The following is a 20,336-nucleotide window of genomic DNA, read 5'->3' on the forward strand; positions in this document are numbered from 1 at the left end:
TAATAAATAATAGCCTGTTTTTCTTTCTTTATTTCCCGTAGTATTGTAAAATGCTAAAGGATGCGAATATAGCATGCAATCGAATGAAATTCAGAAACAATTCGAAACTTTACGAAAAATTTGTAATATTCGTTGCAAGGGTTACTAATGTATGTTACTATTTAGTAGCCCTTGTGAGGTGTTAAACATGAATGAGGTCTTGGAAGGATATTTAATTTCATATATCGAGTATATTCAAATTGAAAAAAATTACTCTGAGTATACCATTAAGTTTTATCGTCAAGATATTGAACACTTCTTTATGTTCATGTCTGAGCAAAGTATATTTACATTGGAAAATGTAGAATACTTTGATGCGAGACTCTATTTAACACGGTTATATTCGAGTAAGTATAGTAGAGCTAGTTTGGCTCGGAAAATATCTTCCTTGCGCAGCTTTTACAAATTTTTGATGAGGGAAAAAATTGTATCAGAAAATCCATTTGCACTACTAACACAACCGAAGAAGGAGCTTCGAATCCCCAAATTCTTTTACGAAGAAGAGGTGGAAAAGCTATTTCAAGTTTGTGAAGGTAATAGCCCTTTAGATCTTAGGAACAAAGCATTGCTTGAAATATTATATTCTACAGGGATTCGTGTAAGTGAGTGTGCAAACATTCAATTAAAAGATATAGATTTCGATTTTGATGCTATCCTTGTGAAAGGAAAGGGCAAAAAGGAACGTATCGTTTTGTTTGGATCATTTGCGCATAATTCTCTTGAACAATACATAAATAATGCTAGAAACAAATTGATTCAAGTATCAGGACCCCATCAATATTTATTTGTAAATTATAAAGGAACTCCATTAACAGTACGAGGAATAAGACATATACTAAACAGTCTAATCGAAAAGGGAGCACTTACTGGAAAAATGCACCCTCATATGCTTAGACATACTTTTGCTACTCATTTACTAAATAATGGCGCAGACATTAGAACGGTACAAGAGTTGTTAGGCCATGAGTATCTATCTTCAACACAAGTTTATACGCATGTAACAAAAGAGCATCTTAGAAAAACGTATATTGCACATCATCCAAGAGCGTAATTTTATTTTGCTAATCAAAAGTTTTAATTCAGGTATAAAACCATTAAGAAATATGTATAATTTATGGGAATAAAAAGATATTTGCTTCCACATATATCTCATATTTGAAGTTTCTAAATGGTTAATTCAATGCGGTAGACATTCTGGAGGTGAGCTAAATTGGGTGATTTTCATGCAACCACTATATTTGCTGTTCAACATAAAGGCATGAGTGCTATGGCTGGAGATGGCCAAGTTACATTTGGGAATGCAGTAGTCATGAAGCATACAGCTAAAAAAGTTCGCAAGTTATTTAGTGGTAAGGTACTTGCTGGATTTGCAGGCTCTGTGGCAGACGCTTTTACCCTATCGGAAATGTTCGAAGGGAAGCTTCAAGAGTATAATGGTAATCTTACACGTGCAGCTGTTGAGCTAGCAAAGCAATGGAGAAGTGACAAGGTTTTACGAAAATTAGAAGCAATGCTAATAGTGATGGATGAAAAAAATCTTTTACTTGTTTCTGGTACTGGCGAGGTTATTGAGCCAGATGATGGGATTTTAGCGATAGGCTCTGGTGGGAATTATGCTTTGGCTGCAGGACGCGCTCTTAAACAATTTAGCGGCGAACATTTGACGGCGAAAGAAATTGCCGAGTCATCATTAAAAATAGCATCTGATATTTGTGTATATACGAACTCGAATATTATTGTTGAAGAACTTTAATACTTATCTTTTTTAAAATTTAGGGACTTCTAAAAAACTTGATTCTCAAATTTAAGTTTATTTATGCCGAAAGTTTGTCTCATTTTTATAAAAAGAAGGAGTGAGGATATCTTGGCTTATAAAATAAATAAAGCAATGAATTTAACGCCTAGACAAATCGTTGAACGTCTCGATCAATATATCATCGGGCAAAAAGATGCAAAAAAGGCAGTTTCAGTTGCTTTAAGAAATCGATATAGAAGAAGTCTTTTAACAGAAGGTCTTCGTGAAGAAATTATTCCTAAAAATATATTAATGATCGGGCCTACTGGGGTTGGAAAAACGGAAATTGCCAGACGTATGGCAAAACTAGTTGGAGCCCCTTTTGTAAAGATTGAAGCAACAAAGTTTACAGAAGTAGGTTATGTTGGCCGAGATGTAGAATCAATGGTTCGTGATTTAGTAGAGACCTCTGTAAGACTTGTAAAAGAAGAGAGAATTAACGAAGTAAAAGAACGTGCGGAAGAAAATGCTAATCGTCGCTTAGTGGATCTTCTAGTACCCTCTAAAAAGAAAGCAAGTAATTATAAAAACCCATTTGAAATGCTATTTGGCGGTGGCAACGAGCAGGACACTGAATCTGAGGAAGATTCAACAGAAGATGTATCAATGAAGGAAAGAAAGAAAATCATTGATACAAAGCTTGCAAACAAAGAATTGGAAGATGAGCTTGTGTCGGTTGAAGTGGATGAACAAGCTCCTTCTATGTTTGATATGCTACAAGGGTCAGGCATGGAGCAAATGGGGATGAATATGCAGGACGCACTTAGCAATCTTATGCCTAAGAAAAAGAAAAAGAGAAAGCTATCTGTTAGTGAAGCCCGTAAAGTATTAACAAATGATGAAGCTCAAAAGCTAATCGATATGGATGACGTTACTCAAGAGGCAGTTTATCGTGCAGAACAGACGGGTATAATTTTTATAGATGAAATTGATAAAATCGTCAGCAAAAGTGGGAATTCTTCATCAGGAGAAGTATCACGCGAAGGTGTTCAAAGAGATATTTTGCCGATTGTAGAAGGATCAACAGTAGTAACCAAGTATGGATCTGTAAAAACAGACCATATCTTGTTCATTGCTGCCGGCGCATTTCATATGGCGAAGCCTTCCGAGTTAATACCAGAATTGCAAGGGCGTTTTCCAATTAGAGTTGAGCTAACAAAACTTTCTGTGGATGATTTCTATCGTATATTGGTAGAGCCTGATAATGCTCTAATTAAACAATATATAGCATTATTAGAAACAGAAGGTATACAAATTGAATTTTCTGACGAAGCTATTGTTAGAATTGCCGAAATTGCTTTTGAAGTAAATCAAAATACGGATAATATTGGTGCAAGAAGACTGCATACGATTATGGAGAAACTCCTTGAGGATTTATCTTTTGAAGCACCTGATATCACATTGGAGAAAATTACTATAACACCTCAATATGTAGATGAGAAACTTAGTGCTATTTCGCAAAATAAGGACTTAAGTCAATTTATTTTATAATAGCGAGAAAATTTCCGACAGTTGTGTTTGGTAAAATATAAAGTAATTGATCCTGAAAAATTCGTTAACTATTTTTTAAAAAATCTTTAGTAATGTAATTAAAAACACTAGGAGGAAAAATCATGAATTTATTAGACAGAACAAGAAAGATTAATGCAATGTTACAAAAGGCTGCAGGTAAACCTGTTAATTTCAAAGAAATGGCACAAACACTTAGCGATGTTATTGAAGCGAACATCTTTGTTTTAAGTCGTCGTGGAAAATTACTTGGATTCGCTATTAACCAACAAATTGAAAATGAGCGTATGTCCCAAATGTTGGAAGATCGCCAATTTCCTGAAGAATATACAAACAGTTTATTTAACATAAATGAAACATCTTCAAATATAGGTGTTGAAAGTGCCTACACAGCATTTCCTGTCGAAAATAAAGACCTATTTACAAGTGGATTAACAACTATCGTTCCAATCATTGGTGGTGGGGAAAGATTAGGTACTCTAATTCTTGCGAGGTTACAAGAAAAATTCCATGATGATGACTTAATCCTTGGCGAATATGGTGCAACTGTTGTAGGTATGGAAATTTTACGTGAGAAGTCTGAAGAAATTGAAGAGGAAGCAAGAAGTAAAGCTGTTGTGCAAATGGCGATTAGTTCTCTATCCTACAGTGAATTAGAAGCTATTGAACATATATTTGAAGAACTTAACGGAAAAGAAGGATTGCTTGTTGCTTCTAAAATTGCAGATCGCGTAGGTATTACACGCTCTGTAATCGTAAATGCACTAAGAAAGCTTGAAAGTGCAGGAGTCATTGAATCCCGTTCTTTAGGTATGAAAGGTACTTATATCAAAGTGTTAAATAATAAATTCTTATTAGAACTTGAAAAATTAAAATCCAACTAATTTTTCGAAGAAAAAGGAAATCACCAATATTCGACTAAATAAACCCGTCAATTGTTGATAATTGACGGGTTTTCTTTATGTTAAATATATCTCAAAAATTCAAACCAATAACCTCCACTAGTTTGCTATATTTCGCTTTGATAATATATGCTCATTAAATGGCTTCGCTAAATATGTTGTATTTTTGAATTATTGTCGTAATTTCGAAAAAATTATAATCCAAAAGAACTAATTTTAATAAATTTACTAGTAAATATATAAATTTCAAAATATGTGCATGGACACTAACATATTTAAACATTAAAATAGTCAATAGAATATTATGTCGTAATTACTAAAAATATGTCATATATTAATTAGAGGTGTAGAAATTTGAAGTTATTCAATAATACATTTTCTACTGTAGAAAATGCCTTAAATTATTCCTCACTAAAACAAAAGGTTATAGCTGACAACATTGCAAATGTAGATACTCCTAATTACAAAGCAAAAGATGTTTCTTTTAAGTCAATGTTGGATGACTCTATTAGCCAATCGTTCGCGGCGAAAATGTCAGATCCTAGACATATACCATTTCAAGCAGAAACGGATAATTCAGCAATAATAACTCAACAAAATGTCGAATATAACGATAATGGCAATAGTGTTGATATCGATAAAGAAATGTCAAATTTAGCGACAAATCAAATTTATTACAGTGCATTAACCGATCGCATTAATGGAATGTTTTCCACATTACAAACAGTAATTAAAGGTGGCAAATAAATATGTCAATATTTAACAGTATGAATATCACAGCATCTGCTCTGACAGCTCAGCGTGTTCGAATGGATGTTATTTCATCCAATATGGCTAATGTAGATACAACTAGAGGAAAATTAGTAAAAGGTAAATGGGAGCCTTACAAGCGTAAAGAGGTCGTTCTTGAACCTATGTCTTCCTCATTTTCCTCATTTTTGCAGAAAGCTTCTGGTAATACAAACGGAAATGGTGTTAAGGTTGCGAAAATTGTAGATGATCAGACGCCATTTAAGCTCGTATACGATCCAGAAAATCCAGATGCTAATGCGAATGGTTACGTTCAAATGCCAAATGTTGATCCATTAAAGGAAATGGTAGATCTTATGAGTTCAACAAGATCTTATGAAGCGAATGTCACAGTTTTTAATTCAAATAAAGCTATGTTAATGAAAGCATTAGAAATCGGTAAATAGAAAACGGAGGTATTTTTATGGCTCTTCAAAATATTAATTCGGTTGCGGCGAATATTTTACGTCCGTCAGACCAAATAAATTTTGGACAAAATAATATTGGACAAACTATATCATCCAATCAACCTAAGACAAGCTTTGCAGATATGCTGAAACAGTCTATTTCAGATGTTAATAATGATCAAATTAAATCAGAAGTATTAACGCAGAAGTTGGCAAATGGTGAAAATGTTGATTTGCATCAAGTTATGATAGCTGCTCAAGAAGCGAATGTTACATTACAAGCGGCTATTGAAATTCGTAACAAGGTTATTGATGCATATCAAGAAACAATGAGAATGCAAGTTTAATATTCTGTAATAGCTAGAACTTTGAAACTATTAACTTTAATTTAGACGATAAGATAATAGTGATATGTGACTCGGGGGAAAGCAATGAATGAAAATGTGAAAAAATATTTTAATAGAATGAAAGATTACTGGAATAGTCGCACGAAAAAACAAAAGAACATTGGTATCTCAGCAATTATTATTTTTCTTTTATTTATTTCAATTATTACATATTTTACTACCCGTACAACAATGGTACCTTTATACAGCAACCTACAGCCATCTGAAACAGGGTCAATCAAGCAAAGTCTTGATGCAAAAGGGATTAAATCGGAAATTAGTGATAATGGAAAAACTATAAGCGTTCCAAAACAGGATGTAGATAATCTTAAAGTAGAACTAGCCTCCGAAGGTATTCCGAAGTCAGGTAGTATAGATTATTCATTTTTTAGTCAAAATGCTAGCTTTGGGATGACTGACAATGAGTTTAATGTTATTAAATTAGATGCGATGCAAACAGAGTTATCAAATCTAATCAAACAAGTTGACGGTGTAGAGGCTGCAAAGGTTATGATCAATATGCCTGATAAAGGGATTTTTGTAAATGATCCTAATCAGCAAGCGTCTGCATCTATCGTATTAACGACAAAACCTGGCTATGAATTTAGTGATAAGCAAATAAATGCACTATATAACTTAGTATCCAAAAGTGTACCGAATCTACCTACAGATAATATCGTCATCATGAATCAAAATTTTGAGTATTTTGATTTAAATAATGATAAAAATTCTACAGGAAGCACTTTTGCTGAACAAATGGATATAAAACATCAAATTGAGAGAGATATTCAAAGACAAGTACAAACAATGCTCGGTACTTTAATGGGTTATGACAAGGTTGTAACAAGTGTGACCGCAGATGTTGATTTTACCCAAGAAAACACAGATGAGGTTTTAGTACAGCCAGTTGACAAGCAAAACATGAAGGGAATTGCTGTCAGTGCACAAAAAATTACGGAAACTTATTCCGGAAATGGTGCTGCCGCAGCTGGTGGAGTACCAGGTACTGATTCATCAGATACCGGATCAGGGACAACCTATGTTCAAAATAGCTCGGATGGCAATGGAGACTACGAAAAAATTCAAGAAACAATGAATTATGAAGTGAATAAAATCCATAATCAAATTGTGCAAAGTCCATACAAGATACGAGATTTAGGGATTCAAGTTATGGTTGAACCTCCGAATCCAAAAAATCCAAATTCATTGCCACAAGGCAGGATTAACGATATTAACAAAATTCTATCTACTATTATTAGTACTTCTATCGATAAGAATAGTGGTACAAATCTTTCTAATCAAGCCATACAAAATAAAATTGCTGTTTCTGTACAACAATTTAATGGAAAGATGGCAGCGACGCAAGTTAATCAAAAGGGTATTCCATGGTGGGTTTATGTTATTGGCGGAGTTCTTCTTTTAATAATAGGGCTATTAATTTTCTTTATGCTTCGTTCGAAACGAAAAGATGGGATTGAAGAGGACTCTTTCGATGAACCTGAACCAATTTATATAGCGGATGTTAATGAAGAACAAGTAACAGAAACTACACTTCGTAAAAAACAATTAGAAAAAATGGCAAAAGATAAACCAGATGAATTTGCTAAATTATTGCGTACATGGTTGTCTGAAGAATAGGAGGGGAAGGTAATGGCAATTAGAGAAAAAGGTTTGTCAGGGAAACAAAAAGCTGCTATCCTTCTTATTTCTTTGGGCCCAGATGTATCGGCATCTGTTTATAAGCATTTAACTGAAGAAGAGATAGAAAAGCTAACCTTAGAAATTTCCGGTGTTAAAAAAGTTGCATCGGAAACTAAAGAAGAAATATTAGATGAGTTTCATAATATTGCTTTAGCGCAGGATTACATCTCACAGGGCGGGATTGGTTATGCAAAAACAGTACTAGAGAAGGCGTTAGGTACAGAACAAGCAGCTACAATTATTAATCGTTTAACATCATCATTACAAGTAAAACCGTTTGATTTCGCTAGAAGGGCGGATCCATCACAAATATTGAATTTTATTCAAAATGAGCATCCGCAAACTATTGCACTGATTCTATCTTATTTAGAACCTGAAAAGGCAGGTCAAATATTATCGGAGTTACAACAAGATGTACAAGCAGATATTGCAAGGCGAATAGCTATTATGGACCGCACATCTCCTGAAATAATTAGTGAAGTAGAAGTAATTTTAGAACAGAAATTATCTTCAACGGTAACGCAAGACTATACTCAAACCGGAGGTATCGAAGCTGTAGTAGAAGTATTAAACGGCGTCGATCGTTCTACGGAAAAGACTATCCTAGATTCGTTGGAGATTCAAGATCCAGAACTTGCAGAGGAAATTAAAAAGCGGATGTTCGTATTCGAAGATATTGTTACACTCGATAATCGTTCTATTCAAAGAGTTATCCGCGAATCTGATAATGAAGACCTATTATTATCACTTAAAGTTTCAAGTGAAGAAGTTAAGGATATCGTATTTCGAAATATGTCAGCACGAATGGTCGAATCTTTTAAAGATGAAATGCAATATATGGGTCCAGTACGTTTAAGAGACGTGGAAGAGGCACAATCACGTATTGTAACTATTATTAGGAGATTAGAAGATTCAGGTGAAATCATCATTGCTCGTGGTGGAGGGGATGACATCATTGTCTAAAGTCATTAAATCTTTTAGTAAAGATGAACTTCCTGGAAAAATAATTGGTGTGAAAGAAATTTATATAGCAGATAATACAGACCAAAATGAGCAAAATTCCATTTTGGAAATAGAAAAGCAAAAATTTCTTACTCAATTTCAACATAAAGGCGAAGAAATTATTCAAAATGCTGAATTACAAGCTAAATCTTTACGAGAACAAATAGAACAAGAAAGATCAAGTTGGGTTCAGGAAAAGCAACTTTTAGTTGAAAATGCAAAAAAATCCGGATTTGAAGAAGGGCTTCTTGAGGGGAGAAACCAAGGTTATGAAGAATATCGATCCTTGATCAATGAGGCAAATCAAATGGTTGAAAGTACGAAACATGAATATGTAAAGCATATTGAGGAATCCGAAAAAGTGATATTAGATTTAGGAGTTGTTTCTGCGGAGAAAATATTACAAGAGACAATACACTCGGATCCTGAGAAATTCATCCCACTTGTGAGACAAGCTATCAAGGAAGTAAAGGAAAATCAAGAAATAAAAGTTATTGTTCATCCATCAAAATATCAGATGCTCCTTTCTCGTAAAGACGAATTAGATGCAATTTTGCTAGGTCAAACAAATTGCTACATATTTGGAGATGAGCAATTAATCGAAAATCAATGTTTTATTGAAACGGAAAATGGACGGATCGATGTTAGTATTGATAGTCAGCTCCAAATGTTGCGCGAAAAATTATTCGAACTTTTGGAAGGTGTCCATGGATGAAAGCGATAGATCTTTTGCCTCTTATTTCAAATTTAGAAACATATAAACGCTTTGGAAAAGTAAATCGTGTCGTTGGACTCATGATTGAATCTATTGGACCGGAAAGCTCTATTGGAGAAGTGTGTTTTATTCATGTAGGCGGAAAAAGACAAGGTCGAAAAATTATGGCAGAGGTTGTTGGCTTTAAAGGTGAAAACGTGATCCTTATGCCATATACAGATATCCAAGAAATTTCACCCGGTAGTCTCGTCGAAGGAACTGGTCGTTCCTTAGAAATAAAGGTAGGGAATTCATTAATTGGGAAAGTAATTGATTCACTAGGCTCCCCACTTGATGAATCACCATTACCAAAAGGATTACAAGCCATACCTACTGAAAAAGCACCACCAAATCCATTAACTCGTCCACCTATTGCAGAAGAAATCGAGCTTGGGGTTCGTGCCATCGATAGCCTTCTCACGGTTGGAAAAGGCCAGAGAGTCGGGATATTTGCAGGTAGTGGTGTTGGTAAAAGTACATTACTTGGCATGATCGCTCGGAATACAAAAGCGGATTTAAATGTGATTGCTCTAATTGGCGAACGTGGGCGTGAGGTCAGAGAATTTATTGAACGTGATCTTGGGCCAGAAGGATTAGCAAGGTCGATAGTAATATGTGCAACTTCCGATCAACCAGCATTAATGAGAATAAAAGGGGCATTTACAGCTACAGCAATTGCTGAATATTTTCGTGATAAAGGTCTAAATGTTATGTTTATGATGGACTCCGTTACCCGTGTTGCGATGGCGCAACGTGAAGTTGGATTAGCAGTTGGAGAACCTCCGGCAACAAAAGGATATACTCCATCAGTGTTTTCAATACTACCAAAATTATTGGAACGAACTGGTACAAATCAAAACGGCACAATAACGGGAATTTATACGGTTTTGGTAGACGGAGATGATATGAATGAGCCAATTGCAGATACGGTGCGCGGGATTTTGGATGGGCATTTTGTTCTAGATCGTTCACTAGCAAATAAAGGTCAATATCCTGCCATAAACATTCTAAAAAGTGTAAGCCGATTAATGAATCATCTCGTTTCGGATATACATAAACAATCTGCTGAAAAAATACGGGATTATTTGAGTACATATTTAAATGCAGAAGATCTCATTAACATAGGGGCTTATAAACGCGGAAGTTCTAATGAAATAGATATAGCGATTGATATGTATCCTAAGATTATAGAGTTTTTAAAACAGCGAACAGACGAAAAAATCACGATGAATGAAAGTATAGCTTCTATTATAAATCTTGCCGGGGAACGGTGAATAACTTGAAGTATCATTACAAATTTGAAAAGGTATTAACAGTGAAAGAACGTGAAAAAGAAGAAGCATTATCCGTTTATCAAAATTCTGTTAGAACCTTTGAAGAGGTAGCACAAGAGTTGTATCGTTTACTAAAGAAAAAAGAGGATCTTGAACAATTTCAGGCAAATAAATTACAATCCGGTTTTTCTGTTCAAGAAATCAGGCATTATCAACGTTTCATTGTAAATATGGATAAATCCATTTCTTATTATCAGGAGCTTGTCTTGAATGCAAGGAACCGTATGAATTGGTGCCAAACACAGCTGCTAGAAAAAAATGTAGAAGTGAAAAAATATGAAAAAATAAAAATAAAAGACTATGAAAAGTTTATTGAGCTTCAAAAGATGGAAGAGGATAAACAAACAGATGAAATTTCTACTCTCCAATATTTTCATCGAACTTAGAAACTAGGTGATTGTATGGCAAAAGAAGAAACATTAATGGAAGAAAAATCAGGCAGTAAATTTTTATGGTTTATATATGTCATTGTAATTCCTTTATTATTTGCGATTGTCATCGCGTTAATTGTTTCAACGGTTGCTGGTATAAACGTTTTCGAAAAAGCGAAGGAATTAGGTGTAAAAACACATATTTTATCATCCAACAATAGCTTATCTAGTAGTTCAAAAGCAGATGAGGATAAAATTATCAGCTTAAATGCAGAAATAGAGAACAAAAATACACAAATTGAAAATCTGCAGAAACAATTAGATAGTGAGGATAATGAAAAAGAGCAATTGCAGCTAGAGCAAAAAAGGCTTCAAGATCAAATTGACAGCTTGCAAAAGTCACAAGCACAAAGTACAAAAAAATTTAGTGAGATAATCAGCTCATACGAATCAATGAATCCAAAAAGTGCTGCTCCGATCATCTTACAAATGAAAGATGAAAACGCACTAAAAATATTATCAAAATTAAGCTCCGAATCATTAGCCAATATTCTTGAAAAAATGCCTGCTGATAGAGCAGCAAAGTATACCGAAATGCTTGGTGGAAATTCTAATTAAGTCTATTGTATTTGAAAGGAGGTGAAACAATGAATGTAGCTATGCTCGGACTTGGTGCTATTTCATCGTCAGTAAATGCAGGAAAGATGCTTTCACAAACATTAGAAAACAATAATACTTTTTCTAGCTTACTAATGGCTCAAAATAGTAATGTTGGTCAAAGTGAGAATAGTAGTATGCTTGGAAATCTAACAGAAGCATTGAACCAAATGTTGAAGATATTAAAAGACGGTTTTCCAGTTTCAAATGAACCAGACTTTACAATTAATGAAAAAATAAGTGATGAGCAAGTAAGCAATTTGTTAGGGATAACAAAGGAAGAGTCGAAAGATCAACTAAATTCCTTAATCGATAGCCTTTTAGGCCTATTTTCAAACGTTCCACAAATTATTACACAACTTAATGATGCGAAAAAAATGCTGGATCAAGGCAATAATCTAGAGGGAATGACAGATTTAGCTTCAAGTCTAACAAAGTTACCAGCAGAAACTTTCAAACAATTAAACGGAAATCAGCTTCTAACTCTAGCGAAAAATGTAAAAGCTGTCGAAATGCTTGCAAATACAGTTGATTTATCAATGGGTGATATAAATCAATTAGCAACATTAAAAGATAGTATAAAAAATATTACTACAAAGATAGAAGCATTGTTAAAAAACAATACAACACAAACTCGGAATTTAATACTGCAAAATACATTTACTACATTAGTAAAAAATCAACAAGAAGTATTAACTACAGAACCGGAAGTGAAAAAGTCTGATGTTCCAGTACAAGAAAATGTTGCATCAAATCTTATGAATCCAATTTCCAAAACAGAACAGTTTATCCTTCATGTAGGAAAAGGACAAGATTCTACACCTAATTATAGTGAATTTGTCAAGGACTTCACCAATATTCTTGCGAAGTCACAGCTAACAACTGGTCAGGGCGGGACAAATAAATTATTTATTAAACTATATCCTGAAAACTTAGGTTCAATTAGGATCGAATTGCTCCAGGATAAAGGGAACATAACAGCAAAAATGATTGCAAGTAGCGGCGCAGCAAAAGATTTACTGGATTCCGAAATGCATCAATTGAGAAATGCATTTTCAATGCAAAATATCCAGGTGGATAAAATTGATGTCGTTTATGGCCAAACCGATGCACAAAAATTTGAACATCAAGATCCTAGACAACAATCTTCTAATCAAGAAAGACAGGCACCAGAGAAAGAAAAGGAAGATGAGAAGGACACACAATTCTTAAATCTATTAAGTGAAAGTCTACTAGAAAAAATAGTATAGGTGATAAACATGGGGAATACGATAGATCCAAGTTTGATGTATACAAATAAACAAAGTGATCGGAAAACGGGATCAGATATTTTAGGGAAAGATGACTTTCTAAAAATATTAATTGTTCAATTACAAAACCAAGATCCTATGAATCCATTACAAGATAAAGATTTTATTGCACAAATGGCTACTTTTTCTTCTCTTGAACAGATGACGAATATGAATCAAGCGATGCAATCTATGTTAGATTCTCAAACCGAAACCCAATTAGTTAATTATACTCAATTTGTTGGAAAAGAAATTACTTGGGACAAATTGACATCAAGCAGTGATTCGAATGGGCAGTCAACTATTACTCATGGATCAGGAGTTGTAACAGGCGTGAAATTTGTAAACGGTGCACCAAAGTTTATTTTAGACGATGGAACAGAGATAGATGCTGGAAACATTTCTCAGGTTAACACTCAGTCGAAAGATAATTCCTTGGTACAAGCTAGTTATTTAATAGGAAAAAAAGTTACTTGGCTAGATGATCAAAATCAAGAGGTTTCCGCAATCGTTCAATCTGTTTCATTAAAAGATGGTAGTACTTGGTTAGAATTAGATAATGGTGAAAAAATCAAGTCATCAAATTTAACAAAAATCGAAAATATCGAAAATTAAAAGGATGTGGTTGAATGGTTAAGTCCTATATACATCAGGTTCCATTACAACCAGTTACGTCAAGAAATCCTGTACCAAATTATAATAAACAAGAATCAAAAGTTGAATCGCCTTTTTCTCAACATTTTAATGAAGCATTAAAAGGGAATTCCCAAGAATTAACCATTAGTAAACATGCAAAAATTAGAATGGAACAAAGAGGAATAAAGATTGATCCTCTACTTTGGGATAAAATTGCAGACAAAGTAAATGAAGCAAAACAAAAAGGGATCAATGATTCATTAGTTATAACAAAGAACGCTGCATTTATTGTGAATGCCAAAAATCAAACTGTCATTACAGCAATGAACAAGAATGAAGCAAGCTCGCAAATCTTTACGAATATTTCTGGAGCCATAATTGTTGAATAACAGCTGGACCTAATTGGAAGCTGAAACTGTGGATTGATGGAAGCAGTTAGCCAAATGACTCTAAGGAAAATTAAAAGAAAAGATAGATGAAAGGGGAAATAAATAATGCTACGTTCAATGTATTCAGGTATTAGTGGAATGAAAAACTTCCAAACAAAATTAGACGTAATTGGTAACAATATTGCTAACGTAAATACTTACGGCTTTAAAAAAGGTCGTGTTACTTTTAAAGACACTATGAGTCAAACAATCTCAGGTGCAAGTGCAGCATCAGGAAATCTAGGTGGTAAGAATCCAATGCAAGTTGGACTTGGTTCATCTTTAGCATCTATTGATATAGTTGATACTCAATCTAGCTTACAAACAACAGGGCGTCCACTAGATTTGGCCATTGATGGAGATGGATATTTTGTTGTAAAGCAAGGAAATCAAACACTTTATACACGTGCTGGTAATTTTTATTTAGATGCTAATGGTACACTTGTAAATAGTGATGGATATAAAGTTCAACAATATGTAAATGGAGTATTAAAGGATATTACGATTAACGTAAATTCTATGGTTCCTTCGAAACAAACAGACACTATAAACTTAATTGGAAATTTACCGAGCGATGCTAGTGGAGAAACTAGTAATACTCAACAAATAGAGATTGTAGATTCTAAAGGAGTTAGTCATGTTTTCAATATGAAAATTGAAAAAGATACAACTGATGGAAGCTCTGACTGGACCATTACATTCAAAGACAGCGCAGCAACAGATGATACTACTGCAAAAACAATTACTTTTACTCCTCCTAGTACTTTAAGTAATTTAGGTCCAGGTAACACAATTGATTTAACTTTAGCGGATGGAACACCACTAACAGGAATAAAATTGACAAATAATTTGACAAACAATAGTGATGAAGGTCTTACCGCAATGGGAAATCCAAATGGCAATCTGCAAGGATCAATTGAAAGCTTCAATATTGGATCTGATGGTGTAATTAATGGTGTATTCTCAAACGGCCAAAATATGTCACTAGGAACTCTTGCAATTGCAAAATTCAGTAATCCAGCTGGTTTGCAAAAAGCTGGTAGTAACACCTTCATGGCGAGCGTTAACTCAGGTACATCCAATATTAATACTGCTGGTAATGGGCGTGGTTCGATCGCTTCTGGTGCCCTAGAAATGTCCAACGTAGACCTTTCTGAAGAATTCACTGAAATGATCGTTGCACAACGTGGATTCCAAGCAAATACAAGAATTATTACCACTTCTGATGAGATTTTACAAGAACTTGTAAATTTAAAACATTAAGATAGGGAGGGACAGGACTGAGGCTAGTCCCTTAGTCCTGATATAAAAGTGATTACAGTTACACGATTAAATGGTAAAAAATTTCAAATTAATGCAATATATGTCGAAACTATAGAATCCTTTCCCGATACAACGATTACTTTAACGAATGGTCATAAATTTGTTGTGCTAGAAAATGAAGAACAAATACAGGAACAAATACTAATATTCTATAAATCTATAAATATGCTAGGAAGAATAAATATGGCGGGTGAAGTGGATGAAAAATAAAATGCTGACCACAATGGTCGTACTTCTTTTAGTAATCTTATTAGCAGGAGCAGTTGCAATTATTATTATTTATAAATTAGATCATAAAAGTGCTAATCAAGCACCTTCCATTGATGAAGTTCTTAAGCAATCGGTAGATGTTCCTGAAATTACAACGAATTTAAAGAGTAATAACTTTATTAAAATAGCCTTTAAGATCGAGACAAATAGCAAAAAAGCTGAAGCAGAATTGGCAAAAAGAGATTTTCAAGTGAAAAATATTATTATTGATCAATTATCAGAAATGAGCTCTAATGATTTATCTGGCCAAAGTGGAAAAGATAAATTAAGAAATACCCTAAAAGATAAAATATCTAAAGCTATGCAAGATGGTAAGATTGTAAATGTATATATCACCTCTTATGTTATTCAATAAATCATGGAGTGTACACATGAGGTTGTTTCGGATAGATTATTGCTTTTCGTAATTGTTATAAATTCAATAGTTGTTTTAGTGCCTGGGCATCTTTTCTTAAAAAGGAAATTATTCCCAATTAGAACAAAAGAGTTTATAAGATGTTCTTTTACAAAAGCAACAAAGTATAAGAAAAGAGCCCTTCATAAAGGAGGTGGGAATATTGTCAGCTGAAGTATTATCACAGAATGAAATAGACGCTTTGCTCTCTGCTCTTTCAACTGGTGAGATGAATGCCGAAGATATAAAGAAAGAGGAAGAAGCAAAAAAGGTGAAAGTTTATGACTTTAAAAGAGCATTGCGGTTTTCAAAGGATCAGATTAGAAGTTTAACTAGGATCCATGAAAATTTTGCGAGATTATTAACAACGGTCTTTTCAGCACAATTAAGAACATATGTCCAAATTAGTGTTGCATCTGCCGATCAAATTCCATATGAAGAGTTTATTCGCTCGATACCGAAAATGACTATATTAAATGTTTTTGAGGTTCCACCATTAGAAGGTAGAATATTAATGGAGATTAATCCTAATATTGCTTATGCTATGATGGACCGAGTTATGGGTGGAAAAGGAACAAGCGTAAATAAAATAGATAATCTAACGGAAATCGAGAAAAGAATTATGTCTAATCTCTTTGAAAGAGCATTTGAGAATTATCAAGAGGCATGGGCGAATATGGTGAATGTTGAACCCTTCCTTGCAGAATTTGAAGTAAATCCACAATTTTTGCAAATGGTATCACCTAATGAAACCGTTGTGGTCATCTCAATGAACACGACAATAGGGGATACAACCGGAATGATTAATTTATGTATTCCGCATGTTGCTCTAGAGCCGATAATTCCAAAGCTTTCCGTCCATTATTGGATGCAAACAAACAATAAAGAAAAAGAACCAATTGAAACAGAGTTAATGGAAAAGAAATTAAGAAATGCCTCTATTCCATTAATTGCACAATTAGGTTCATCTGAAATTACCATTGAGGATTTTTTAAATCTTGACCAAGGAGATACTATCCCTCTTGTTCAAAAGATTGATGATCCAATCAAAATTAATATTGAAGGAAACTCAAAGTTTTTAGGACAGCCTGGTATCGTAGGGAAAAGAATGGCTATTCAAATACTTGAAGTATTAAAAGGGGGGGATGACGACAATGACTAATATGCTATCTCAAGAGGAAATAGATGCTCTATTAAAAGGAACTGCTGACGATAGTGGAATTGATAATGAGATTATCGTTGAAGATTATTTATCCTTAATGGAGACTGATGCACTTGGTGAAATTGGTAATATTTCATTCGGAAGTTCTGCAACAGCACTCTCCACACTGCTATCCCAAAAGGTTGACATTACCACACCGGAAGTATCCATTATTAAAAGGGAAGATCTAAAGGATGAATTTCCACATCCCCATGTTGCCATCCAAGTAAGGTATACAGAAGGATTTACTGGAATGAATCTGTTAGTAATAAAACAATCGGATGCTGCGATTATTGCGGATTTGATGCTAGGTGGAACGGGTGAAAATCTCGAAGAAATGATGGATGAAATTCAACTAAGCGCTGTTCAGGAAGCAATGAATCAAATGATGGGTTCAGCTGCAACATCTATGTCCACCGTATTTAATAAACGTGTTGATATTTCACCACCAGTTGTTGATATAATAGATTTCGCAGTTGGATCAGGAACAGAAACGCTTCCAAATCAAGATTTGCTAGTGAAAATTTCGTTTCGATTAAGAATTGGTTCATTAATTGATTCATCCATTATGCAGGTTATTCCATTAGATTTTGCGAAAAGTTTAGTCTATGACTTAATGAATAATGAAGGGCAAGGGAAATCTATTGGAACTCAACAGGCTGAAACAAGTAGCCAGCCAACAATGAATCAGGAAATGCTAGGATCTACTGGACACACTGATTATCAACAATCTATGCAAAATCCAGTGGAATCAAGTCACTCTTATGTACCAACAACTAGTCGGGAAAAAGAAAAATCACAAACTAATATTAATGTTCAGCCAGCTGTTTTTTCTAGTTTTCAAGAAGTTCCTGTGCAAATACCAGAAACAAAAAATCTTAACATGTTATTGGATATTCCGCTTCAAGTATCGGTTGAATTGGGGCGGACAAAAAGAACTGTCAAAGATATTCTTGAACTAGGTTCAGGTTCTATAATAGAATTGGATAAGCTTGCTGGTGAACCAGTCGATATTCTATTAAATAATCAGCTTATCGCTCAAGGCGAAGTTGTTGTAATTGATGAAAATTTTGGTGTTCGAATTACAGAAATTGTAAGTCAATCAGATCGAATCAAAAAATTAAGATAAGCTAAGTGGGGGAAAAGTAAATGGCAAATAGAATACTAATCGTAGATGACGCAGCATTTATGAGAATGATGGTAAAAGATATTTTAACGAAAAATGGATTTGATGTAGTCGGTGAAGCAGCGGATGGTGCACAAGCCGTTGAAAAATTTAAAGAGTTAAAACCAGATCTTGTGACAATGGACATTACGATGCCTGAAATGGATGGGATTTCTGCATTAAAGGAAATTAAAAGTGTGGATCCAAATGCAAAGGTCATTATGTGCTCTGCAATGGGTCAACAAGCAATGGTTATCGATGCAATCCAAGCTGGTGCAAAGGATTTTATTGTAAAACCATTCCAAGCGGATCGAGTAATCGAAGCTATTCAAAAAACGTTGTCTTAATGCAACGAAGAAGGTGTTTACAGATTGCTTAGAAGAACATTAAAAATATTGATGGTAATCTTTCTTTTCATTCCTCTGTATGGACAATATCAAACTGTCCATGCAGAGACAACGTATGTAGATCAAATGTTTCCGAATGACAAAGACCAACATAATCAAAAAAGTACTATTAATACAGAAAAGAACAATCAAACAAAGGCTGATTCAGGCAGTCCTGTTATATCTATCTGGGATGTAACAAAAATGATTTTCGCACTTATTCTTGTTATTGGATTATTATATTATTTATTGAAATTTGTTAGTAAAAAGAGTCGATCATATCAACATAATCGCTATGTACAAAATTTTGGAGGCACTCCGCTCGGTGGAAATCGTTCATTACAGATTGTCAAAGCCGGTAATCGAATTTTAATTTTGGGAGTCGGCGAAGAAATCCGCTTATTAAAGGAAATTGACGATCAACAAGAGATTGATGATTTTATAAAGCAATACGATGAGCAGATGGAAAATGCCGTAGAACCAAGAGATATCATTAGTAAAATTTCAAAAAGTTTAAATGGTTTTAAAAAGAATGGGGAAATATCACAGTCATCGTTTCAGAGTTTACTAAAAGAGCAGTTATTAAATATTAAAAAGGAAAGAAAGCACATGATGAGAGAGTTCGACAAGAAGGAGAATAATTCAGATGAATGAGTTTATGAGTTACTTTAATAATAGTTCACCTGAGCAGGTTTCAACTGCTGTAAAATTATTTCTGCTTTTAACAGTACTTTCTTTAGCACCGGGCATTCTAATTTTAATGACTTCCTTTACTCGGATTGTTATTGTGTTATCTTTCGTGAGGACATCACTTGGAACTCAGCAAATGCCTCCAAATCAGGTTATTATCGGTTTATCCTTGTTTTTGACATTTTTTATTATGGCACCAACCTTTCATCAAGTAAATGATCAAGCATTAACGCCACTATTTAATGATAAAATTACGTTAGAGCAAGCTTATGACAAGGCTTCTGTTCCTTTTAAGGAATTTATGAGTAAATATACTAGACAAAAAGACTTACAACTTTTTCTCGATTACTCACATGCTAAGCAACCACAAAAGATCGAGGATATTCCTATAACAGCACTTGTCCCAGCCTTTGCGATAAGTGAAATAAAAACAGCTTTTCAAATTGGCTTTATGATTTTTATTCCGTTTCTAGTGATCGATATGGTGGTCGCAAGTGTTTTAATGTCCATGGGGATGATGATGTTACCGCCAGTTATGATCTCACTCCCCTTTAAGATATTATTGTTTGTGCTTGTAGATGGCTGGTATTTAGTCGTCAAATCATTGTTACAAAGTTTTTAAAGTAGGTGAATAATTTGAGTCAAGAAATGGTTGTTTCTATAGCGGAAAAGGGAATATATACTACACTCATAACGGTTGGACCATTATTGATCATAGCCCTTTTAATTGGATTAATCGTCAGTATTTTTCAAGCAACAACCCAAATTCAAGAACAAACGCTTGCCTTTGTTCCAAAAATTGTAGCAGTTTTAATCGGAATAGTCTTTTTTGGACCATGGATGCTTAGTCATATATTATCATATGCAACTGATATTCTTTCAAATTTAACTAGGTATATAGGATAGAA

General features: G+C 34.1%; 25 protein-coding genes. All 25 read left to right on the top strand.

Going from position 1 to position 20,336, the window contains the following annotated elements; genetic code table 11:
• Positions 1-187: 187 nt before the first annotated feature.
• The 25 genes from xerC to fliQ all read left to right on the top strand — a co-directional run bounded on the left by xerC (position 188) and on the right by fliQ (position 20,334).
• Positions 188-1,090 (top strand): tyrosine recombinase XerC, encoded by a 903-nt coding sequence (gene xerC / locus AC3WJF_RS00800; RefSeq protein WP_492449157.1) that lies wholly within the window; start codon positions 188-190, stop codon positions 1,088-1,090.
• A gap of 159 nt (positions 1,091-1,249) precedes the next feature.
• Positions 1,250-1,792 (top strand): ATP-dependent protease subunit HslV, encoded by a 543-nt coding sequence (gene hslV, locus AC3WJF_RS00805; protein ID WP_492449159.1) that lies wholly within the window; start codon positions 1,250-1,252, stop codon positions 1,790-1,792.
• A 135-nt stretch (positions 1,793-1,927) separates the two neighbouring features.
• Positions 1,928-3,325 carry an ATP-dependent protease ATPase subunit HslU gene (gene hslU / locus AC3WJF_RS00810; protein WP_492449290.1) on the top strand — a complete coding sequence of 466 codons (1,398 nt, stop codon included), beginning with the start codon at positions 1,928-1,930 and terminating at the stop codon, positions 3,323-3,325.
• A 122-nt stretch (positions 3,326-3,447) separates the two neighbouring features.
• Positions 3,448-4,227 (top strand): GTP-sensing pleiotropic transcriptional regulator CodY, encoded by a 780-nt coding sequence (codY, locus tag AC3WJF_RS00815; RefSeq protein ID WP_492449160.1) that lies wholly within the window; start codon positions 3,448-3,450, stop codon positions 4,225-4,227.
• Positions 4,228-4,599: 372 nt separating this feature from the next.
• Complete coding sequence (gene flgB, locus AC3WJF_RS00820) at positions 4,600-4,992, top strand: flagellar basal body rod protein FlgB (RefSeq protein WP_492449161.1); 393 nt, start codon at positions 4,600-4,602, stop codon at positions 4,990-4,992.
• A gap of 2 nt (positions 4,993-4,994) precedes the next feature.
• Entirely contained in the window at positions 4,995-5,441 is a 447-nt protein-coding gene (gene flgC, locus AC3WJF_RS00825; RefSeq protein ID WP_492449162.1) for a flagellar basal body rod protein FlgC, read from the top strand.
• Positions 5,442-5,458: 17 nt separating this feature from the next.
• Positions 5,459-5,788 carry a flagellar hook-basal body complex protein FliE gene (fliE, locus tag AC3WJF_RS00830; protein WP_492449164.1) on the top strand — a complete coding sequence of 110 codons (330 nt, stop codon included), beginning with the start codon at positions 5,459-5,461 and terminating at the stop codon, positions 5,786-5,788.
• Positions 5,789-5,872: 84 nt separating this feature from the next.
• On the top strand, positions 5,873-7,465 hold the full coding sequence (gene fliF, locus AC3WJF_RS00835) for a flagellar basal-body MS-ring/collar protein FliF (protein ID WP_492449165.1): 1,593 nt from the start codon (positions 5,873-5,875) through the stop codon (positions 7,463-7,465).
• A gap of 12 nt (positions 7,466-7,477) precedes the next feature.
• Positions 7,478-8,491 carry a flagellar motor switch protein FliG gene (fliG, locus tag AC3WJF_RS00840; protein ID WP_492449167.1) on the top strand — a complete coding sequence of 338 codons (1,014 nt, stop codon included), beginning with the start codon at positions 7,478-7,480 and terminating at the stop codon, positions 8,489-8,491.
• Positions 8,484-9,245 carry a flagellar assembly protein FliH gene (gene fliH / locus AC3WJF_RS00845; protein WP_492449168.1) on the top strand — a complete coding sequence of 254 codons (762 nt, stop codon included), beginning with the start codon at positions 8,484-8,486 and terminating at the stop codon, positions 9,243-9,245. The genes fliG and fliH overlap by 8 nt, the downstream gene beginning before the upstream one ends.
• A complete protein-coding gene (fliI, locus tag AC3WJF_RS00850) occupies positions 9,242-10,558 on the top strand; it encodes a flagellar protein export ATPase FliI (protein WP_492449170.1) in 1,317 nt (438 codons plus the stop codon). The genes fliH and fliI overlap by 4 nt, the downstream gene beginning before the upstream one ends.
• 5 nt (positions 10,559-10,563) lie before the next feature.
• On the top strand, positions 10,564-11,004 hold the full coding sequence (gene fliJ / locus AC3WJF_RS00855) for a flagellar export protein FliJ (RefSeq protein WP_492449171.1): 441 nt from the start codon (positions 10,564-10,566) through the stop codon (positions 11,002-11,004).
• A gap of 15 nt (positions 11,005-11,019) precedes the next feature.
• Positions 11,020-11,607, top strand: coding sequence for a MotE family protein (locus AC3WJF_RS00860; protein ID WP_492449173.1), 588 nt, complete (start codon positions 11,020-11,022; stop codon positions 11,605-11,607).
• A gap of 29 nt (positions 11,608-11,636) precedes the next feature.
• Complete coding sequence (locus tag AC3WJF_RS00865) at positions 11,637-12,896, top strand: flagellar hook-length control protein FliK (protein ID WP_492449174.1); 1,260 nt, start codon at positions 11,637-11,639, stop codon at positions 12,894-12,896.
• 9 nt (positions 12,897-12,905) lie between these two features.
• Positions 12,906-13,550: a flagellar hook assembly protein FlgD gene (gene flgD / locus AC3WJF_RS00870; protein WP_492449176.1), complete on the top strand. Its 645-nt coding sequence runs from the start codon at positions 12,906-12,908 to the stop codon at positions 13,548-13,550.
• Positions 13,551-13,564: 14 nt separating this feature from the next.
• The gene (locus AC3WJF_RS00875) at positions 13,565-13,960 is read left to right on the top strand and encodes a TIGR02530 family flagellar biosynthesis protein (protein WP_492449177.1); all 396 of its coding nucleotides are present in this window, start codon (positions 13,565-13,567) and stop codon (positions 13,958-13,960) included.
• Positions 13,961-14,065: 105 nt separating this feature from the next.
• A complete protein-coding gene (flgF, locus tag AC3WJF_RS00880; RefSeq protein ID WP_492449179.1) occupies positions 14,066-15,262 on the top strand; it encodes a flagellar basal-body rod protein FlgF in 1,197 nt (398 codons plus the stop codon).
• 48 nt (positions 15,263-15,310) lie between these two features.
• Positions 15,311-15,532, top strand: coding sequence for a flagellar FlbD family protein (locus AC3WJF_RS00885; RefSeq protein ID WP_492449181.1), 222 nt, complete (start codon positions 15,311-15,313; stop codon positions 15,530-15,532).
• Position 15,533: 1 nt separating this feature from the next.
• Entirely contained in the window at positions 15,534-15,947 is a 414-nt protein-coding gene (gene fliL / locus AC3WJF_RS00890; protein WP_492449182.1) for a flagellar basal body-associated protein FliL, read from the top strand.
• Positions 15,948-16,149: 202 nt separating this feature from the next.
• A complete protein-coding gene (gene fliM, locus AC3WJF_RS00895; RefSeq protein ID WP_492449184.1) occupies positions 16,150-17,148 on the top strand; it encodes a flagellar motor switch protein FliM in 999 nt (332 codons plus the stop codon).
• Positions 17,132-18,316, top strand: coding sequence for a flagellar motor switch phosphatase FliY (fliY, locus tag AC3WJF_RS00900; protein WP_492449185.1), 1,185 nt, complete (start codon positions 17,132-17,134; stop codon positions 18,314-18,316). Before fliM ends, fliY begins: the two co-directional genes overlap by 17 nt.
• A 20-nt stretch (positions 18,317-18,336) precedes the next feature.
• A complete protein-coding gene (locus tag AC3WJF_RS00905; RefSeq protein ID WP_492449187.1) occupies positions 18,337-18,699 on the top strand; it encodes a response regulator in 363 nt (120 codons plus the stop codon).
• Positions 18,700-18,723: 24 nt separating this feature from the next.
• Positions 18,724-19,392, top strand: coding sequence for a flagellar biosynthetic protein FliO (locus tag AC3WJF_RS00910; protein WP_492449188.1), 669 nt, complete (start codon positions 18,724-18,726; stop codon positions 19,390-19,392).
• A complete protein-coding gene (gene fliP, locus AC3WJF_RS00915; protein WP_492449189.1) occupies positions 19,385-20,050 on the top strand; it encodes a flagellar type III secretion system pore protein FliP in 666 nt (221 codons plus the stop codon). The genes AC3WJF_RS00910 and fliP overlap by 8 nt, the downstream gene beginning before the upstream one ends.
• Before the next feature lie 26 nt (positions 20,051-20,076).
• On the top strand, positions 20,077-20,334 hold the full coding sequence (gene fliQ, locus AC3WJF_RS00920; protein WP_492449291.1) for a flagellar biosynthesis protein FliQ: 258 nt from the start codon (positions 20,077-20,079) through the stop codon (positions 20,332-20,334).
• Positions 20,335-20,336: the final 2 nt, after the last annotated feature.

It is taken from the genome of Heyndrickxia sp. FW510-T9 (genome assembly GCF_058781025.1).